The organism is Amycolatopsis sp. 2-15 (assembly GCF_030285625.1).
Taxonomy (GTDB): domain Bacteria; phylum Actinomycetota; class Actinomycetes; order Mycobacteriales; family Pseudonocardiaceae; genus Amycolatopsis; species Amycolatopsis carbonis.
Map to the genome: position 1 here is coordinate 636,040 of NZ_CP127294.1, position 16,330 is coordinate 652,369.

Genomic DNA, 16,330 nt, shown 5'->3' on the forward strand with positions numbered 1-16,330 from the left:
TACAGGAAAAACTCAAGCCGGCGTAACCAGCCCACCCACGATCGAGGGCACCTCGGCCAGCGCGACCTGCTGCTGTTCCCTCGTAGCCAGACTCCGGACGGTCACGTTCCCCGCCTCCCAGTCCTCCTGGCCCACGATCACCACAGCCGCCGCGCCCGCCTTGTCGGCGCGGGTGAGTTCCTTGCCGAGCTTGCGGTGCTCGATCGGAGTCGACGTGCGGAGGCCGGCGCGGCGCAGGGAAGTCGCGACCTGCCGGGCGGCGTCGGCGAGCTCCTCCGTGACCGGGATGACCATCACGTCCACCTCGTTGCGCGGGGCGGGCGTGAGTCCGTGGGTGTCGAGGAAGTCGATGAGCGTGACGTCGCCCATGCCGAAGCCGATGCCCGGGATGCGTTCCTTGGTGAAGAGCGAGGCGAGGTCGGCGTAGCGGCCGCCGCCGAAGAGGGCGCGGCGGTTCTTCGGCGAGGTGTCGAAGACCTCGAACACGGTGGACGTGTAGTAGGCCAGCCCGCGCACGATCATCGGCTCGAACTTCACCAGGCTCGCGGCCGAGCTGGACAGCACGCGCACCAGGTTGGACTGCTCCTTGACCTCCGCGGGCAGCTCGTCGAGCAGCGCGGCGCCGGAGCCGAGGGCCTCGGTGAGCTTCTCGAACTGCTTGTCCGTGAGCCCGATCTCCTCGGCGGACGTGGCGTGCTCCTCCGCCGACGTCTTTTCCCAGCGGTCCACCAAGCCGAACACGGCCGGCAGGTGCTCCGGGGAGACGCCCACGACGTCGGTGAGCGCCGACGTCAGCAGGTTCCGGTCGTTCACGCGCACGGCGAACATGTCCGAAGACGCGCCCACCGACTCCATGAGGTCGTGGATGAGCTCGAACATCTCGATCTCGCAGTTCGCGCTCTCGGAACCGAAGATGTCCGCGTTGATCTGCCAGTGCTCCCGCACGCGGCCGCGCTGCGGGCGCTCGTAGCGGAAGCAGTTCGGGTGGCTGTACCAGCGCACGGGGAACGACAGCGACTTCGCGTTGCCGGCGATCATCCGCGCCACCGACGGCGTCATCTCCGGGCGCAGCGCGAGGCGCTCGCCGCCCTTCGTCGTCAGCGTGTAGAGCTGCTGGTCGGCGATCTCCTGGCCCGACTTCCGCTCGTAGATCTCGGCGGGCTCCAACACGGGACCGTCGTAGCGGAGGAAGCCGTAGCGCTCCAGGACGTCGTAGAGATGGCCGAACACCTGCGTGCGAACGGACATTTCGGCGGGGACGAAGTCTCGGGTCCCCTTGACAGGCGCGGTCGACAGGTATTCAGGCACGTCATCCAGCTTAACGACCGCACCCAACCGTTAAAGGAACGCCACCCCATACGCGGTGAGCAGCATCGCCGCACCCAGCAGCACGGCCCCGGCCGTGGTGATCGCCATGCCTACGCGCGTGCGCAGCATCGCCAGGAAAAACCCGCCCGACTGCGCCAGCACGCCGAACAGCAGCAGGAAGCACGCGACCCACCGCCCGGTGTCCCCCAGCCCGCTGCGGTCGAGCACCTGCAACGCCACCAGCGCGAGCACGAGCAGCACCCCGGCGTGCGCGTGGCCGGCGCGGAAGAAGCTCTTCTGCTGGTCGTTGAGCACCTCGCGCTTGAGCAGCCCCATCAGGGCGTAACCCCCGTACATGACGGTGGGCAGCGACACGAGGGCGATGACGGTGAACAGCTGGACCGGTCCGTGCATGGCTTTCTCCTCCCAGAGCGTTCCGGAAGTAACCATAACACCGTTTTAAAACACTGTCACGGTCGATGCCGCGCCCAGGGCCGAGCCCGCTCGAAGTCGGCCGCCGCCCGCGGCACGGCGGCGTCCGCCTGCTGCCGTCCGGTGATCTGCAGGCCGACCGGGCGGCCGTCGGACGTAAAGCCCGCGGGCACGCAGATGGCCGGTGTCGTGAGCATGTTGAACGGGAAGGTCAGCACCCACTCCAGCGTCTGGCGCCGCAGCGGCGCGTCGAGCAGCCGGTCGGGCGCGAACTGCGTGAGCGGGAACGCGGCGTCGGTGAGCGTCGGGCAGACGACGCCGCCACCGCCGTCCGGCAGATCTCGGCGACCTCCGGGTCGACGTGGGCGTAGCCGAGATCGGGTGAGTAGGCGACGCGCCGGCCCTTGATGTCGTGGTCGATCTCGGCGACGTCGGCGCACTGTCTCATGGTGAGACGAGCGCTCAGGCCCGCGTGAACCTCAGCGTGAACGTCGCCCCGACACCCGGAACCCCGGCCGCCGCGATGGTTCCGCCGTGGCCCGTCACGACTTCGTGCACCAGCGCCAAACCGAGCCCGAACCGGCGGCCCTCACCCTGGCCACCGTGGGCGAACCGCTCGAACAGCCGTTCCGCATCCCGTTGTGCGAAGCCGACTCCGGTGTCGGCGACGCGGATCTCGACGTGCCGGTCGTCCGGGTTCTCGAGCGTCACCTCGATCGACCCGCCCGGCGGGGTGTGGCCGATCGCGTTGTCCAGCAACGCCGACAGCACCCGTCGCAACGCCGCCGGCACGCCCGGCACCACATCGACCAGGCCCGGTGAACGGCGCACCTCGATCCGCACGCGCCGATCCCCCGCGCGCACCGCTTCGGCCTCCACCGCCTGCTCGGCCAGCAAACCCAGCTCCACCGGCTCCAGCGACGGCCGCTCGTTGCACGCCTGCGTCGACAGCAGCAGGTCCTCCACGACCTCACCCAGCTCGCGCGTGCCGGAGACCAGCAGATCGAAATCGTCCGACGGCACCGGTGCCAGCCGCGCCCGGCGCGCCAGCAGCTGCGCCCGCGTGTGAAGCCGGGTGAGCGGCGCACGCAGCTCGTGCGACGCGTCGGCGACGAAGGTGCGCTGGCGCCGCAACGCCTCGCCCAGCGGCCGGATCGCGCGCGCGGCCAGGACGTAGCCGCTGAAGACGGAAACCAGCAGCACCACCAGTTCCGCGATCACCAGGCCCATCAGCAGCTGCTGCCGGTCGGCGGTCTGGTAGCGCTGGTCGACGAAGACCTGCCACACCTGGCCGCCGTGGTCCACCGCGCGGATCGTGAACGTCGAGCCGGCCAGTTCCCGTTCCGCGGTCACGGAACCGCCGGGCGGCACGGCGGGCGCGGGCGGCGGCACGAACGGCAACGCGGCGGGCACGTGGCCTGAAGGCGTCACCAGGAACACGCAGCCCGGCGGCGTCGCCGACAGGCCCTGGGCCAGCGTGTAGTCGATCTGCCGGTCGACCTCCTCACCCTGGCCGTGCACGAGCACCCAGTACGCGATGGCGCCGGCGGCGAGCACGACCAGCGTGATCACCACGGCGATCTGGCTCGCGATCGTCCGCCGCGCGCGCCGCAGCGCCCGCGCGTCGGGATCGACGATCACCGTCACATGGCCCCGATCTGGTAACCCAGGCCGTGGACGGTCTTCACCACCTCGCGCCCCAGCTTGCGCCTCAGGTAGTACACATAGGTGTCCACAATGGATTCCCCCGTCGAGTCGGCGAACACGTGGGTGCGCAGCGCCTCTCGCGGATGGATGGCCTTCGGCCGCTGCGCGAGCGTGCGCAGCAGGTCGAACTCGCGGCCCGACAGCGTCACGCGCTCACCGCGCGACAGCACGACCTCGTGGCGCAGCAGGTCGAGCGCCGCAGTGCCCAGCGGCAGGCATTCGGCGCCGTCGAGATCCCGCCGGCACAACGCGCGCAGCCGGGCCAGCAGCTCGTCGGTCTCGAACGGTTTCACCAGGTAGTCGTCGGCGCCCGCATCGAGGCCGTGGACGCGGTCGGTCAGCTCGCCCAGCGCCGAAAGCACCAGCACGCGCGCGGTCACGGCCCGGCGCCGCAGCCCGGCGAGCACCTCCAACCCGTCCATCACCGGCAGCCGCCGGTCGAGGATGATCACGTCGTGGTGGCCGGTGAGGCCGCGGTGCAGACCACGCTGGCCGTCGTGGGCGAGCTCGACCTCGTAGCCCTCGTCGGCGAGCAGCTCGGAGAGCATTCCGGCCAGTTCACGATCGTCCTCCACGAGGAGCACTCGGGCTGCGGTTCCTGCCTCTTCGTGCACGTGTTCATACTCGCAGTCAGAGCGCCGATTGAACCCTCAACTTTCGTAGGGATTTGATCATTTGCCCGCCGGTTGGGCCGAAAGGAGGAACTCCGGCAGCTGATCGGCCGAGTACTTCCGCCGATCCCGGCGATCGAGCCAGCTCAGCACCGGCGCCGTCATGATCGTGGTCACCAGCGCCACGAGCACCAGCACCGTGAACAGCGCCGGCGACACGATTCCGGCCTGCAGCCCTACGTTCAGCGCGATGAGCTGCATCAGCCCCCGCGCGTTCACGAGCACGCCGATCCGCAACGCGACCGGCTGCGGTTCCCCGGCCAGCCGCGCCGCACCCCACGACGCCCCGAGCTTCCCGACGATCGCCACCACCACGCACAGCAGTGCGAACAGCAGCAGGTTCGGGTCGGCCAGCAGCGCGAACCGCGTGTTCAAGCCGGAGTAGGTGAAAAACAGTGGCAGGAACACGATGTTGCCCACCGGCAGCAGCTTCGAGACCACCGCGTCGGCCGCCTCGCCGCGAGGGAACGCGATGCCGGTGATGAAGGCGCCGAACACCGCGTACAGCCCGATAGTGTCGGTGAACCACGCGGCGGCGAACAGGATCATCGCGGTGACGAGCAGCCGCTGGTCCACCGACATCCGCGGGCTGGCGAACATCTTCGCGAACACTCGCCGCGCGACGATCCACACGAACAGCGCGAAGACCACGCCGCCGCCCAGTGCCAGCGCGATCGGCCCGACCGAGCCCGCGTGCATGCCGACGACCACCGCCAGCAGGATCCACGCGAGCACGTCGTCGACCGCGCCGCACGCCAGCGCGAGCGAGCCGAAGCGCGTTTTCGTGAGGCCGCGTTCGGTGATGATGCGCGCGAGCATCGGGAACGCCGTGATCGCGATCGCGACCCCGACGAATGCCGCCGAAACCACCGGCGAGACGCCCGGCTTGGTGATGCCCACCCAGCTGGAGCCCAGCACGGCGACGCCGATCCCCAGCACGAGCGGGACCCCGGTGCCGGCGCTCGACACGGCGGCCACCAGTTTCGACGACTCCCGCACCGTTTTGGTGCGGAACTCGTAGCCCGCGCCGAACATGTAGAGCACGAGCCCGATCTGCCCGCCCAGGTACACGAGCGTGCGCACGGTGTCGGGGAACAGGTAGGACTGGACACCGGGCAGCAGGAGCCCGAGCAGCGACGGCCCGAGCAGCACCCCCGACACCATCTCGCCGACCACAGGCGGCTGCCCGAGCTTCACGGCGAGCATGGTCACGAGCCGCACCACCACCAGGATCACCACCGCCGCGAGGAAAAACGCGGGCGCCGCCTCTGACGCGGTCATCATTCGCCTCCGTGGTTCGCGAAGTAGTTCACGCACAAACGCTTCTGCCGCGCGTCCAGCACCATGTAGGTGCCGAACACGAGCTGGGCGAGGCTGCGCCACACGTCTTCCCAGCGGTCGCGCACGGCGAGGTATGCCAGCGGGCCGCGGGTCGAGCGCGCCGAGCCGCGCGGGGTGAGGAACACCGGGCCGCGGTTGGGGATCGAGCGGGTGTGGGCCGCGCTCGACGCGACGGCGTAGCGGCGCAGGAACTCCCGCGTGACCACCCGCATCGTGATCGGCGCGAGTCCGCGGGCCGGGCACGCGCGGTTCTGCGCGACGCCGAAAGGCAGGAAGTTGGCGTCCTTCTTCGACACCGCTTTGTCGGGCACTGCTTTGTCGGGCACTGCTTTGTCGGGCACTGCTGCGTGCGCCGGGCAACCGACGGGCGGCTCCCAGCGGGACGGGTCGAACTCGTCGGGCCGCTCGAACCCCGCGTGGTGGAAGTCGGGGTAGCTGAAGAGAAGCACGGTGCCCGCGTCGATTGTCGTGTCGTCGAGCTCGATGTCGCCGGTGGTGATGCGGTGGGCGATGCCGAAGAGCGGGTAGGTGCGCAGGCCCTCGTCGATCACGCGGTCGAGGTACTCGTCGTCGTCCGGGTTCGCGACCAGCCGCCGCTGCACGTCCGGGTGTTGCGCGATGATCATCAGCAGGTGCGCCATCGCCTCCGACATCTGCACCACGGCCGTGTTGAAGAAGGTGCCCTGCAGGTAGAACACCTGCTCGTCGCGCGTAAGCCGCGTCGGCAGCGCGTGCGGGATGTCGCCCAGGCGCCGCCGCAGGTACTTCGTGAGCTTCGCGCGACGGCGCATGTTGCGGGGCCGCACGCACTTCAGGGCCGAGACGACGTCGTCGGCGTGGCCCACGATGAGATCGCGCGCCTCGGGCGGGCACGGCTCGCCGAACACGAGCTCGTAGTACAGCTCGGCCCAGATCGGCATCATCTCGTCACGCAGCCGGATCAGCCGCCCGTCGCCGACCTCCAGGCCGTCGAGCACGTGCTCCGTCACGCGGCGCGTGAGCTCTTCCGACTCCGCGCGCGTCTTCACGAGGATGTGGCGCGTGGTCTTGGCGACCTCGTCGTACCGCGGGCCCGCTTCCAGGTGCTCCTGGTGGACTTCCGGGCCGGGCGCGAGCCAGTACCAGAACAGGTCCGACAGTGCCGCGCCCTTGCTGCGCCCGTTGGCCGCCGGGTCGGCGTACACCCGGCGAAAGTCCTTGACCCCGACGCGGGGCCCGGGGATCGGGAGGCCTTCGTCGCCGTTGACCAGCGCGAAGATCTTCACCCGCAACGCGACCACGCGGCCGGGCAGCCACTTCGGCAGCGAACCGACGAGCCCGGCGGCCAGCGCGGCCGTGATCAGCCGCCTCATCGGACGAGGTCCGCGGTCAAGTCGCCGGGCGCGGCGGCCCCGCACAGCGCGAGCGTGTGGTCGGTTTCTTCCCGGAGGCGTTCCAGCACTTCCGTCACCCCTTCCTCACCCGCCGCGGCGAGGCCCCACACCACGGGCCGGCCGACGCCGACCGCGGTGGCGCCCAGCGCGAGCGCCTTCACCACGTCGGTGCCCCGCCGCACGCCGCCGTCGAGCACGAGCGGGATGGCCCCCGCCACGGCCTCGGCCAGCGCGGGCAGAGCGTCCACAGTAGACACGGCAGTGTCGAGCTGACGGCCGCCGTGGTTCGACACCACGAGCCCGTCGACGCCCGCCCCAACCGCGAGGCGGGCGTCTTCCGGGTGCAGCACTCCCTTGAGCAGCACGGGAAGCGCCGTCGTGCGTTTCAGCCAGGCCACGTGCTCCCACGTGAACCCGGCCGACATCTCGATGTCGCGCACGCGGCCCAAGCCGTCGCGCAGGTTCTCCACGACCAGCCCGGGCGGCAGGTCGTGGAAGCCGTTGCGGTGGTCGCGTTCGCGCCGGCCGAACACCGGCGAGTCGACGGTGACCACGAACGCCCGCACGCCCGCGCGTTCGGCGCGGCGCACCACGGACTCCGTGAACTCCGGGTCCGGCTGCAGGTACAGCTGGAACCACAGCGCCGGGTCGGTCGCGGCCTGGCGCGCGGCGTCGGCGATGTCCTCCACGGCCGTGGTCGCGGCCATGCTCACCACCAGCACCGTGCCGGCTTTCGCGACCGCTTTCGCCGTGGCCAGCTCACCCTTGGGGTGCGCGAGCCGGTGGAACGCGGTCGGCGACACCAGCACCGGCATCGACAGCGGCGAGCCGACCAGCTCCGTCGCCAGGTCGCGCTTGGCCGCGCCCCGCAGCACGCGGGGCACGAGCACGCGCCGGGAGAACGCCTCTTCGTTGGCCCGCAGCGTCAGCTCGTCGCCGGCGGCACCCGCGTAGAAGTCGTAGTGCACCGGGTCGAGCCGCTCGCGCGCCACGGCCTCGAGCTCCGAGATCGTGCGCACGGGTCAGGCCAGCTGGTCGGTGAAGAACTTCGTGAGCGCCTCCACGTGCACGGGGCGGTCCCATTCGTTCTCGAGGTTCTCCGTCACGTGGTGGGTGGCCACGAGCTCGCCGCGCCGGTAGTGACGGACGATCGGGTGCAGGTAGTGGCCCTCGCCGCTGTCGTTGGCGACGTCCTGGCTCGCCCGCTTCACGGTGAAGTCGAACGGGTCGACCTTGTCGTGGTCCGGGCCGTAGTCGAGCGTGATGAGGAACGCGTCTTCGGCGTCGTTGAGCGGAGTGTCGGCGAACCGGGCCACCGGCATCTCTTCGAGGTAACGCGCCTGGCCGCCCTCGACGACGAGGATGTCGGCGAGGAAACCGAACTGCTGGAACAGCCCCGACGTGCGGTTGATGCGCTTGAGCACGGCGTCCACGAGCTCGCCGGTCTCGGCCTTGAGCACGGTCTGCGGCCACTCGTTGTCGTGGTAGCGCTCTTCGAGCACCTTCGACAGCGCGCGCACGCCGTAGCGGAAGCCGTGGATGAAGCCACTGGTGGCCTTCTTGAAGTCGCGGACCTGCGTGATCGTGCCGGCGAAGTAGAGGCCGGGCACGTTCACCGACTCCCACGACGACGTCTGCGCCGGGAAGCGGTCGTTGATCGCGAGCTCGGGGCGGCAGTCCTCGTCGAACATCGAGGCGTCGAAGCGGAAGCCGGTGGCGGCGATAACCCGGTCGTAGCGGATCTCCTTCACCACCTCGTCGGCTCGGGCGAAGGCGAACTTCACGTGGTAGCCGTCTTCGTCCTTGCGGATCTCGCGCACGTCGCCGTCGAGGATCGCGTGCTGCAGCTTGAGCTGGTACATGTCGAGCACGCCGGCGTTGAACGCGCGCAGGTGCCCGACGAAGTGCGTGCGCCAGGCGAGCTTCACCGGCCGCGGGCCCGCGACGTGCAGCACGGCCGCATACGCGTTGATGCTGTCGGCGGTCTCGAAGGCCGAGTTGGCCTTGCCGAGGATGAGCACGCGCTTGTTGGTGAACTGCGCGGGGTCGGTGTCGAAGTCGGCGTACTGGTCGACGAGTTCCATGCCCGGAACGTCGGGGATGTACGGCTTCGTCACGCCGGTAGCCATGATCAGGCGCTTCGTGGTGTAGGTGTTCCCGTCGCCGTCGGTGAGCGTGAAGAGAGCGCTTTCGCTGTCACGACTGATCCGCGTCACCCGGGTGTCGTAGCGGATGGCGATCTTGTGCTTCGCCGCGTAGTCGGCGTTGTAGCGCACGAACGTCTCGGCCGGCGGGAAGAGCTCGGCGCTGTAGTCGGTGAACAGCAAGGGGTCGGGGCCGTCGTCGAGGAGTGAATTCCAGTCGACGCGCAGGTTGAGCTCCGGGTCGGTCCAGCCCGTGTGCTTCTTGTTGATCGAGATCAGCGTGCGGTGGCGCGGGAACCTGGTGAAGAACGTGGCCGGCGTGGGGCCCGCTTCGAGCAACAGGTAGCGGTGCCCCGCCTGTTCGAGCTGCCGGCCGAGCTGCAGCCCCGCGGGCCCCGCGCCGACCACCAGATAGTCCAGAACGTCGTCCACCACACCGGCCTCCAGCCTCGATCTTCGCCTGACGGCCGACAGCCTGAACCCGAGATCTCAGAAAAGGCTCAGAGATCCCGATCAGCGGGTGAGTAGGTGAGAAACCGTGAAGGGCACCTTGAGGGAGTGTCCCTCAAGGTGCCCTTCACGGTTAGGTGGCTCAGCGTGACAGGAGCTTCATCGCCGCCTCGGCGTACCGCGTGCCCGCGACCTCGGCGGCGGGCACGGCGGTCTCGATCGCCCGGATGTCCTCTTCGGACAGTTCGAGCGCGACGGCGCCGACGTTCTCTTCGAGGTACTTGCGCCGCTTCGTCCCCGGGATCGGCACCACGTCGTCACCTTGGGCCTGAACCCAGGCGAGCGCGAGCTGACCCGCGGTCACGCCCTTCCGCTCGGCCAGCGCCCGCAGCGCCTCGACCATCGCGACGTTCTTCTCGAGATTCCCCTCGGCGAAGCGCGGCTGCGTCTGGCGACGGAAGTCGTCCTCGCCGAAGTCCGCGGCCGAGGTGAACTTGCCGGTCAGGAACCCGCGGCCCAGCGGCGAGTACGGCACCAGACCGATGCCGAGCTCACGGCACGCGGGCACCACCGCGTCCTCGATGTCGCGCGACCACAGCGACCACTCCGTCTGCACGGCCGAGATCGGGTGCACCGCGTGGGCGCGGCGGATCGTCTCGGCGCCCGCTTCGGACAGGCCCAGGTGGCGCACCTTGCCCTGCTGCACCAGCTCGGCCATGGCCCCGACCGTCTCCTCAATGGGCACGTCCGGGTCCACGCGGTGCTGGTAGTAGAGATCGATGTGGTCGATCCCCAAGCGCCGCAACGAGTTCTCCACGGCCTCGCGCACGTACGCCGCGTCGCCGCGCACCCCGCGCTTGCTCGGGTCTTCGCGGTCGCGCACGAAACCGAACTTCGTGGCGAGCACCACCTGGTCGCGCCGGTCGGCGATCGCGCGGCCGACGAGCTCTTCGTTGGCCCCCATGCCGTACATGTCGGCGGTGTCGAGCAGGGTCACGCCCAGCTCCAGCGCGCGGTGGATGGTGGCGATCGACTCGGTGTCGTCACCCTCGCCGTAGAACTCGCTCATCCCCATGCAGCCGAGGCCCTGGGCGCTCACTTCGAGCGCGCCGAGGCGGCGGGCGGGCAGCGTCGATCCGGCCATGTTTTCTCCCGGAGTTCAGTCGGTGAAAGTGCAGTCGGTGAAGGGCCCCAGGAGTCCCTGGAGCCCTTCACGGAAGGGATTTACTTGCCGGCCGCGCGTGCGAGCCGCTCGGGGTACCGAGCCCCGGCCACGGCGTCGGCCGGAGCCGCCTGCTCGATCGCGGCTATGTCCTCTTCGGACAGTTCCAGCTGCGCCGCCGCGACGTTCTCTTCGAGGTACTTGCGCCGCTTCGTCCCCGGGATCGGCACCACGTCGTCACCTTGGGCCTGAACCCAGGCGAGCGCGAGCTGACCCGCGGTCACGCCCTTCCGCTCGGCCAGCGCGCGCAAAGCGTCCACAATGGCCATGTTCTGCTCGAAGTTCCCGTCGGCGAAGCGCGGCATCCCGCGGCGCATGTCGTCCTCGGGCAGGTCCTTGACCGACGTCACGGCGCCGGTCAGGAACCCGCGGCCCAGCGGCGAGAACGGCACCACGCCGATGCCCAGCTCACGGCAGGTCGCGAGGATCTCGGCCTCGATGCCGCGCGTCCACAGCGACCACTCGCTCTGCAGCGCCGTGACCGGGTGCACCGCGTGGGCGCGCCGGATCGTGTCGGCGTTCGCCTCGGAAATCCCGGCGTAGCGGATCTTTCCGGCAGCCACCAGCTCGGCCAGCGCGCCCCACGTCTCCTCGACGGGCGTGTCCGGGTCCACGCGGTGCTGGTAGTAGAGGTCGATGTGGTCGACGCCCAGGCGCTGCAGCGACTCGTCGCAGCTCTGCTTCACGTACGCGGCGTCGCCGCGCGCGCTCATGCTGCCGTCCTTCCACACGATGCCGAACTTGGTGGCGAGCACCACCTGGTCGCGCCGGTCCGCGATCGCACGGCCGACCAGCTTCTCGTTCTCGCCCGACCCGTACACGTTGGCCGTGTCCAGCAGCGTCACGCCCAGCTCCAGCGCGCGGTGCACGGTGGCGATCGACTCGCTGTCGTCGTCGCGCACCCCGTACGCCTGGCTCATCCCCATGCAGCCCAGCCCCTGGGCGCTTACTTCCAGCTCACCGAGTTTCCTTGTAGCGATCACGCGGAGATTTCCTCCATGGCGGACACGTGGCCGAGGACCTTGCGTTCCACCTGGTCGTAGTTGCTGATCTTGTAGTCCAGAATGTCCAGGCACCCCTGAAGCTCGGCGATCCGGTCGGCGACCGACTGGCGTTGCTCCACGAGGATCGCCTTGCGGCGCCCGGCGCTCGCGACGCCGTGGCGCCGCAGTGACGCGTACTCGCGCATGCTCTTGATGGGCATGCCGGTGAGCCGCAGCTTGGTGAGGAACCCGAGCCAGTTCAGATCGTCGTCCGAATACGCGCGCCGCCCCGCCGCGTCGCGGGCCGGCGGGTCCAGGAGCTTGATCCGCTCGTAGTACCGAAGGGTGTCGATCGACAGGCCGCTACGTCGTGCGGCTTCCGCTATCGAGTAGCTCATGCGCTCGACAGTACGACCTGGAGTGCGCTCCAGGTCAAATCCCGACCGGGTGGGGTGATGCCTGGATTGTGCAGGTCAGCAGGCGACCAGCGCCACAATGCTCGCCCCGTGAAGCGGATCAGTCGAGGCGCTACCGTCCCGGAACCGCTCGTCGCGTACCAGATCACCGGCCAAGGGTCGCGTACCGTAACACCGTTGCGTTACCCTGAGCACATGCCCCGTCCCCGTACGCACGACGAAGCCCTCCGGCTGAAGCTGCTGGACCGGGCCGGCGAGCTGATCTCCGCCGACGGCCCGAAGGCCCTGTCCCTGCGCAAGCTGGCCGCCGACGCCGGGACGTCGACCACGGCCGTGTACTCGCTGTTCGGCAGCAAGCCCGACCTGGTCAACGCACTGTACGTCGAGGGCTTCCGCCGCTTCGGCGAGCGGCTGAACGCTGTGGCGCGGACCGGCGACGCCGTCGCGGACCTGGTGCGCCTCGGCGTCGCCTATCGCGCCAGCGCGCAGGCGGATCCGCACCTGTACGCGATCATGTTCACCCGGTCCGTGCCCGGCTTCGAGCCCAACGCCGAGGCCGACCGCCTCGCCCGCGCGACCCTCGAGCCGCTCGAGGACACCATCCGGCGCGGGATCGCGTCGGGGCAGTTCGCGGACGTCGCGCCCGAGGTGATCATCGTGAGCTCGTGGGGCCTCGTCCACGGACTGGTGTCGCTGGAGCTGTCGGGGAACCTGCCGCCGGAGTTCAGCGTGAGCGGCGCGTATGAAGAAGCCTTGCGCGCCAACGCTTCCGGGTGGCTGGCGGCCCAACAGACCTCGGGGGATGACCTTTCGGGTTGATCTTCGCCAGCCACCTACCCGACCGATCGGGAATCCGGGTAGACAACACTCGAAGGGAGGCGGCGACGCCCGAAACCGACCTGACCGCAGGTGTGAGCGCGACAGCCATTTTGATCGCGGCCGCGCGCGCCGTCGAGACCCATCGGCCCGACGGCCTGATCCGCGACCCGTGGGCCGAACGGTTCGTGCGCGCGTCCAGAGCGGGCGACGGGCTGCCCACCCGCGTCGAAGACATCGAACTCGGTGACGCCGACCCCTTCTGGTGCCGCGGCGGCAGCGTCGCGTGCTCAACCACGAGAGCCCGCTGGAGCACCACTCCTCGCCGCCGCCCTGGCCGACGGCTGGGGCCGAGCGCTGCTCGACGCCGGATTTTCTCCGGACCTGCCGACCGCGTGGGTGATCGAAGGTGTTCTGTTCTCTCTGCCCGGCACTGTGGAGACGAAGCTGATGACGACGGTCGATGAACTGTCCGCGCCGGGCAGCGAGATCGCCTACGAGACCTTCCCCAGGCCAGACGACGAAGCGCGCTCGCCCGAGATGTACGCGGCAACCGCGAGTACTGCGGGCGACGACGTGGGCGGCTTGCTCGACACCGGCGTCCGCCCCGATTCCGCGTCCGCGCTCCGGGCCGCCGGCTGGCAGGTCACGGGCAACCACGGCGTCGACTTCACCCCTGGATACGGCCGCGGTCCCGACCCCGCGGTCGACGACCCGATCGCGGGCTTCCGATGGACCTTCGGCCGCAAGTCAGCTGAGCCCGATGCATCCGAAGAAGCTATGCCCGACAACACTTCCGGGCGGCTGAAGTGATGGATTCCGGAGTGAGCGCCACGGCCCTCATGATCGCCGCGGCGCGCGCCATCGAGACCAACCGGCCCGACGGCCTGGTGCACGACGAGTGGGCCGAGCGGTTCGTCCGCGCCGCCGAACCCGATCTGCGGCTGCCGACCCGCATCGAGGACGTCGAACTCGGCGACGCCGACCCGGTGTGGGGCCGCGGCGGCGCCTACTCCGGCCTGCGCACCCGCGCGTTCGACGACTTCCTGCTGGCCGCTTCTTCGCGAGTCGACCAGATCGCGCTGCTCGGCTCCGGCCTCGACACCCGCGCGTGGCGCCTCGACCTGCCCGTCGACCTGCAGTTCTTCGAGCTCGACCGCGCCGACGTCCTCGGTTTCAAACGCCGCGTCCTCGCCGGCGCGGCACCTCGGCCCCGGCATGAGTTCCTGGTCGCCGACCTGGCCGAAGATTGGGCCAAGGTCCTGACCGACGCGGGTTTCGACCCCGCTCAGCCGACCGCGTGGCTCGTCGAAGGCGTCCTGCCGTATCTTTCCGGCGCCGCTGAGGCCCGGCTGATGGCGCACATCCACCGGCTCTCCGCGCCCGGCAGCGAACTCGGCTACGAGATCGTGCTCGGCCAGGAAGCCGAGTCCCTGCGCACACACGACCTCTACACCGCCACCGGAACGAGCACAGGCACCGACATCGGTGCCCTATTCGACGACGGCACCCGCCCCGACTCGGCCGCCAACCTGCGCGCCGCCGGCTGGACGGTGACCAGCGCCCCCGTCGCCGACTTCACCACCCGCTACGGCCGGGGCCCCGACCCCGCTGTCGTCGACCCGATCACCCAGATCCGCTGGGTGATCGGGTCGAAGCCGCTCAGAACAGCTTGAGCGAAGCCTCGATCACCACGTTGCCCGCGGCGTCGTAGGCCTTCACATCCGTCCTCCCGTCCACAATGGACGAATTGTCGGCGTCGGTGTGCCAGATCGCGAACGTTCCGTGCGCCACCACCGCGTCCTTCGGCTGACCGCCGGGGTAGGTGACCGAAACCCTCGTCACGTTCTCCGGTACGCCCCCGGCGAACACCAGCCGCTCCGGCTCACCCGTTTCCTTCACCGGCGCCAGCACCGGGGCCAGCGCTCCACCACCCGCGCCCGGCTTCAGGTCTTGCACCGAGGAAGGGTTCACGGCGTAGTAGGTCGCCCCCGGCTTCCCCGGATCCGGGCGCGCCGAGCAGGTGAGCACGTGCTGGCCCAGCCGGGCGACGATCAGTTTGCGGTTGTTCCAGCTCAAGAAAGCCCCGGCGACATAGGCGCCTCGGTCGGGCACCTGTTGCGCAGACGACGCGAGACATTCGTCGAGGAACATGCCGGCCTCGGACCGGCGCTCCGCCGACGCCGGCCGGTCGACCTTGACGGTGAGCGCGGCCGGGGCCGAGACGAGTGCGGACGGGTCCACCTCTGCGCCCTCGGGCCCGAGGGCGAGCGGCACCGCCGGGCCCGCGCCGGTGAACACCGCGAACTGGTGCGACAGCGACGAGAGCCACCACGCCGGCGGTCCGTCCGGCTGCAGCGTCACGCCGGGTGCGACGGCCTGCACGCCCCGCCACGCCGGGTCCGCCAACCCCGCCACCAGGCCGTCGGCCGTGCGCAGGTACACCTTGGCCTTCGTGCCGGGCACGGGTGCGGGGGGCGCGTCGGGGTCCGAGATGGTCACCGTCGTCAGGGTTGTCTCGCAGAACAGCGGCTGGTCGCCGATCATCGCCGCGGTCACCGTCGCATCGCCGTGAACCAGGGTGAACGGGATGTTCCAGCCGCGCGGATCGCCGATTTCGGGGTAGTAGGGCTTCATCGCGTTCCAGCAGCGATCGAGCATCTCCTGGCCCGAGTTGCGCGGCGCCGCGGGGGCGAGTGGTCCCGCCGAGTCGCCTCGCGGTACGCCGGTCGCGAACACCACACCGGTGGCCACCACCACGACGGCCGCGGCCACGAGCCACACGGAACGCCTTCGGTGAGCCGGCCGGGTGGCCTCGTCGAGCCCGGCCCGAACGCGCAGCCGGATGCGGTCGCGCACCTCGGGCGGCAGTTCGCGGCGCGGGGGGAGGTTGTCGATCATTTGTCCTCCAGAAGGGCACGCAGGTGGGCTCGTGCCCGGGACAGGTGCGAGCGGACGGTGACCTCCGCGACTTCGAGCACCGCAGCCGCGTCGACGGTCGGCAGGTCGCCCAGCAGGCACAGCTCCACGACCTGGCGCTGCGCCTTGGGCAACCGGGAGACGGCCTCGACGACTTCTTTCAGCCGCGCTTCGCCGTCGAGCTGATCGGCGACGGTCCCGGCGTGGTCCGACACCGTGGGCGGCTCGGGGATCCGTCTCAGCAGCCGCAGCCGCCGGTGCGCGCCGCGGTGTTCCGTGCGGGCGAGGTTGCCCGCGACGGTGTACAGCCACGGCAGCGCGCTGTCCCTGATCAGCTTCAGCTCGGCCCGCTTGCGCCAGGCGATGAGGAACGTGTTCGACGTCAGGTCTTCGGCGAGCGCCCACGACCCGGTCAGCCGGTAGGCGTGGTTCCACACCGCCTGCGCGTGGCGTTCGAACAGCTCGCCGAACGCCCTCTCGTCCCCGCCTGCCGCGCGGCCGAACAGTTCGGCGTCCACGGGCACCTCTTGGATGGTCACACCGGGAAG

17 protein-coding genes and 2 pseudogenes are annotated in these 16,330 nt (G+C 70.0%); 5 read left to right on the plus strand and 14 right to left on the minus strand.

The features are described from left to right. Positions 1-12: 12 nt before the first annotated feature. The 12 genes from hisS to QRX50_RS03100 all read right to left on the minus strand — a co-directional run bounded on the left by hisS (position 13) and on the right by QRX50_RS03100 (position 12,029). Positions 13-1,308 (minus strand): histidine--tRNA ligase, encoded by a 1,296-nt coding sequence (gene hisS, locus QRX50_RS03045; RefSeq protein ID WP_285970471.1) that lies wholly within the window; start codon positions 1,306-1,308, stop codon positions 13-15. Between the two features lie 30 nt (positions 1,309-1,338). Continuing rightward, positions 1,339-1,722 carry a hypothetical protein gene (locus QRX50_RS03050; protein ID WP_285970472.1) on the minus strand — a complete coding sequence of 128 codons (384 nt, stop codon included), beginning with the start codon at positions 1,720-1,722 and terminating at the stop codon, positions 1,339-1,341. Between the two features lie 56 nt (positions 1,723-1,778). Beyond that, positions 1,779-2,180 carry an amidase family protein gene (locus QRX50_RS03055; RefSeq protein ID WP_285970473.1) on the minus strand — a complete coding sequence of 134 codons (402 nt, stop codon included), beginning with the start codon at positions 2,178-2,180 and terminating at the stop codon, positions 1,779-1,781. Between the two features lie 22 nt (positions 2,181-2,202). Further along, entirely contained in the window at positions 2,203-3,381 is a 1,179-nt protein-coding gene (locus tag QRX50_RS03060) for a sensor histidine kinase (protein ID WP_285970474.1), read from the minus strand. 2 nt (positions 3,382-3,383) lie between these two features. Next, positions 3,384-4,031, minus strand: coding sequence for a response regulator transcription factor (locus QRX50_RS03065; RefSeq protein WP_285970475.1), 648 nt, complete (start codon positions 4,029-4,031; stop codon positions 3,384-3,386). 87 nt (positions 4,032-4,118) lie between these two features. Beyond that, a complete protein-coding gene (locus tag QRX50_RS03070) occupies positions 4,119-5,402 on the minus strand; it encodes a cation:proton antiporter (RefSeq protein ID WP_285970476.1) in 1,284 nt (427 codons plus the stop codon). After that, entirely contained in the window at positions 5,399-6,802 is a 1,404-nt protein-coding gene (locus QRX50_RS03075; protein WP_434533319.1) for a cytochrome P450, read from the minus strand. Before QRX50_RS03075 ends, QRX50_RS03070 begins: the two co-directional genes overlap by 4 nt. A gap of 5 nt (positions 6,803-6,807) precedes the next feature. Further along, a complete protein-coding gene (locus QRX50_RS03080) occupies positions 6,808-7,851 on the minus strand; it encodes an alpha-hydroxy acid oxidase (protein WP_285970478.1) in 1,044 nt (347 codons plus the stop codon). A 3-nt stretch (positions 7,852-7,854) separates the two neighbouring features. Further along, positions 7,855-9,411: an NAD(P)-binding domain-containing protein gene (locus QRX50_RS03085; protein ID WP_285970479.1), complete on the minus strand. Its 1,557-nt coding sequence runs from the start codon at positions 9,409-9,411 to the stop codon at positions 7,855-7,857. A gap of 157 nt (positions 9,412-9,568) precedes the next feature. Then, positions 9,569-10,570 carry an aldo/keto reductase gene (locus QRX50_RS03090; RefSeq protein ID WP_285970480.1) on the minus strand — a complete coding sequence of 334 codons (1,002 nt, stop codon included), beginning with the start codon at positions 10,568-10,570 and terminating at the stop codon, positions 9,569-9,571. Between the two features lie 80 nt (positions 10,571-10,650). Further along, entirely contained in the window at positions 10,651-11,631 is a 981-nt protein-coding gene (locus QRX50_RS03095) for an aldo/keto reductase (RefSeq protein ID WP_285970481.1), read from the minus strand. Beyond that, entirely contained in the window at positions 11,628-12,029 is a 402-nt protein-coding gene (locus QRX50_RS03100) for a MerR family transcriptional regulator (RefSeq protein ID WP_220246259.1), read from the minus strand. The genes QRX50_RS03095 and QRX50_RS03100 overlap by 4 nt, the downstream gene beginning before the upstream one ends. A 213-nt stretch (positions 12,030-12,242) precedes the next feature. Here QRX50_RS03100 and QRX50_RS03105 point away from each other — a divergent pair, with 213 nt between their 5' ends. The 5 genes and pseudogenes from QRX50_RS03105 (at position 12,243) to QRX50_RS03115 (ending at position 14,539) form a co-directional block, all read left to right on the plus strand. After that, complete coding sequence (locus tag QRX50_RS03105; RefSeq protein ID WP_285970482.1) at positions 12,243-12,866, plus strand: TetR/AcrR family transcriptional regulator; 624 nt, start codon at positions 12,243-12,245, stop codon at positions 12,864-12,866. A 92-nt stretch (positions 12,867-12,958) separates the two neighbouring features. Then, positions 12,959-13,039: pseudogene (locus tag QRX50_RS49370) on the plus strand (hypothetical protein); the annotation flags it as partial. Between the two features lie 70 nt (positions 13,040-13,109). Further along, a pseudogene (locus QRX50_RS49375) lies at positions 13,110-13,265 on the plus strand (hypothetical protein); the annotation flags it as partial. 33 nt (positions 13,266-13,298) lie between these two features. Further along, entirely contained in the window at positions 13,299-13,676 is a 378-nt protein-coding gene (locus QRX50_RS03110) for a class I SAM-dependent methyltransferase (RefSeq protein ID WP_285970483.1), read from the plus strand. 11 nt (positions 13,677-13,687) lie between these two features. After that, a complete protein-coding gene (locus QRX50_RS03115; RefSeq protein WP_285970484.1) occupies positions 13,688-14,539 on the plus strand; it encodes an SAM-dependent methyltransferase in 852 nt (283 codons plus the stop codon). On the opposite strand, the gene QRX50_RS03120 is transcribed toward QRX50_RS03115, so the two are convergent. Continuing rightward, complete coding sequence (locus tag QRX50_RS03120) at positions 14,526-15,764, minus strand: hypothetical protein (protein ID WP_285970485.1); 1,239 nt, start codon at positions 15,762-15,764, stop codon at positions 14,526-14,528. The two genes, QRX50_RS03115 and QRX50_RS03120, sit on opposite strands and share 14 nt — an antisense overlap. Beyond that, entirely contained in the window at positions 15,761-16,321 is a 561-nt protein-coding gene (locus tag QRX50_RS03125; RefSeq protein ID WP_285970486.1) for an RNA polymerase sigma factor, read from the minus strand. Before QRX50_RS03125 ends, QRX50_RS03120 begins: the two co-directional genes overlap by 4 nt. Positions 16,322-16,330: the final 9 nt, after the last annotated feature.

Excerpts from the sequence above, each read along its gene's own strand:
- QRX50_RS03090 (WP_285970480.1), bottom strand. The coding sequence starts at position 10,570 with ATGGCCGGATCGACGCTGCCCGCCCGCCGCCTCGGCGCGCTCGAAGTG.
- QRX50_RS03120 (WP_285970485.1), bottom strand. The coding sequence starts at position 15,764 with ATGATCGACAACCTCCCCCCGCGCCGCGAACTGCCGCCCGAGGTGCGC.
- QRX50_RS03105 (WP_285970482.1), top strand. The coding sequence starts at position 12,243 with ATGCCCCGTCCCCGTACGCACGACGAAGCCCTCCGGCTGAAGCTGCTG.
- QRX50_RS03100 (WP_220246259.1), bottom strand. The coding sequence starts at position 12,029 with ATGAGCTACTCGATAGCGGAAGCCGCACGACGTAGCGGCCTGTCGATC.
- QRX50_RS03050 (WP_285970472.1), bottom strand. The coding sequence starts at position 1,722 with ATGCACGGACCGGTCCAGCTGTTCACCGTCATCGCCCTCGTGTCGCTG.
- QRX50_RS03070 (WP_285970476.1), bottom strand. The coding sequence starts at position 5,402 with ATGATGACCGCGTCAGAGGCGGCGCCCGCGTTTTTCCTCGCGGCGGTG.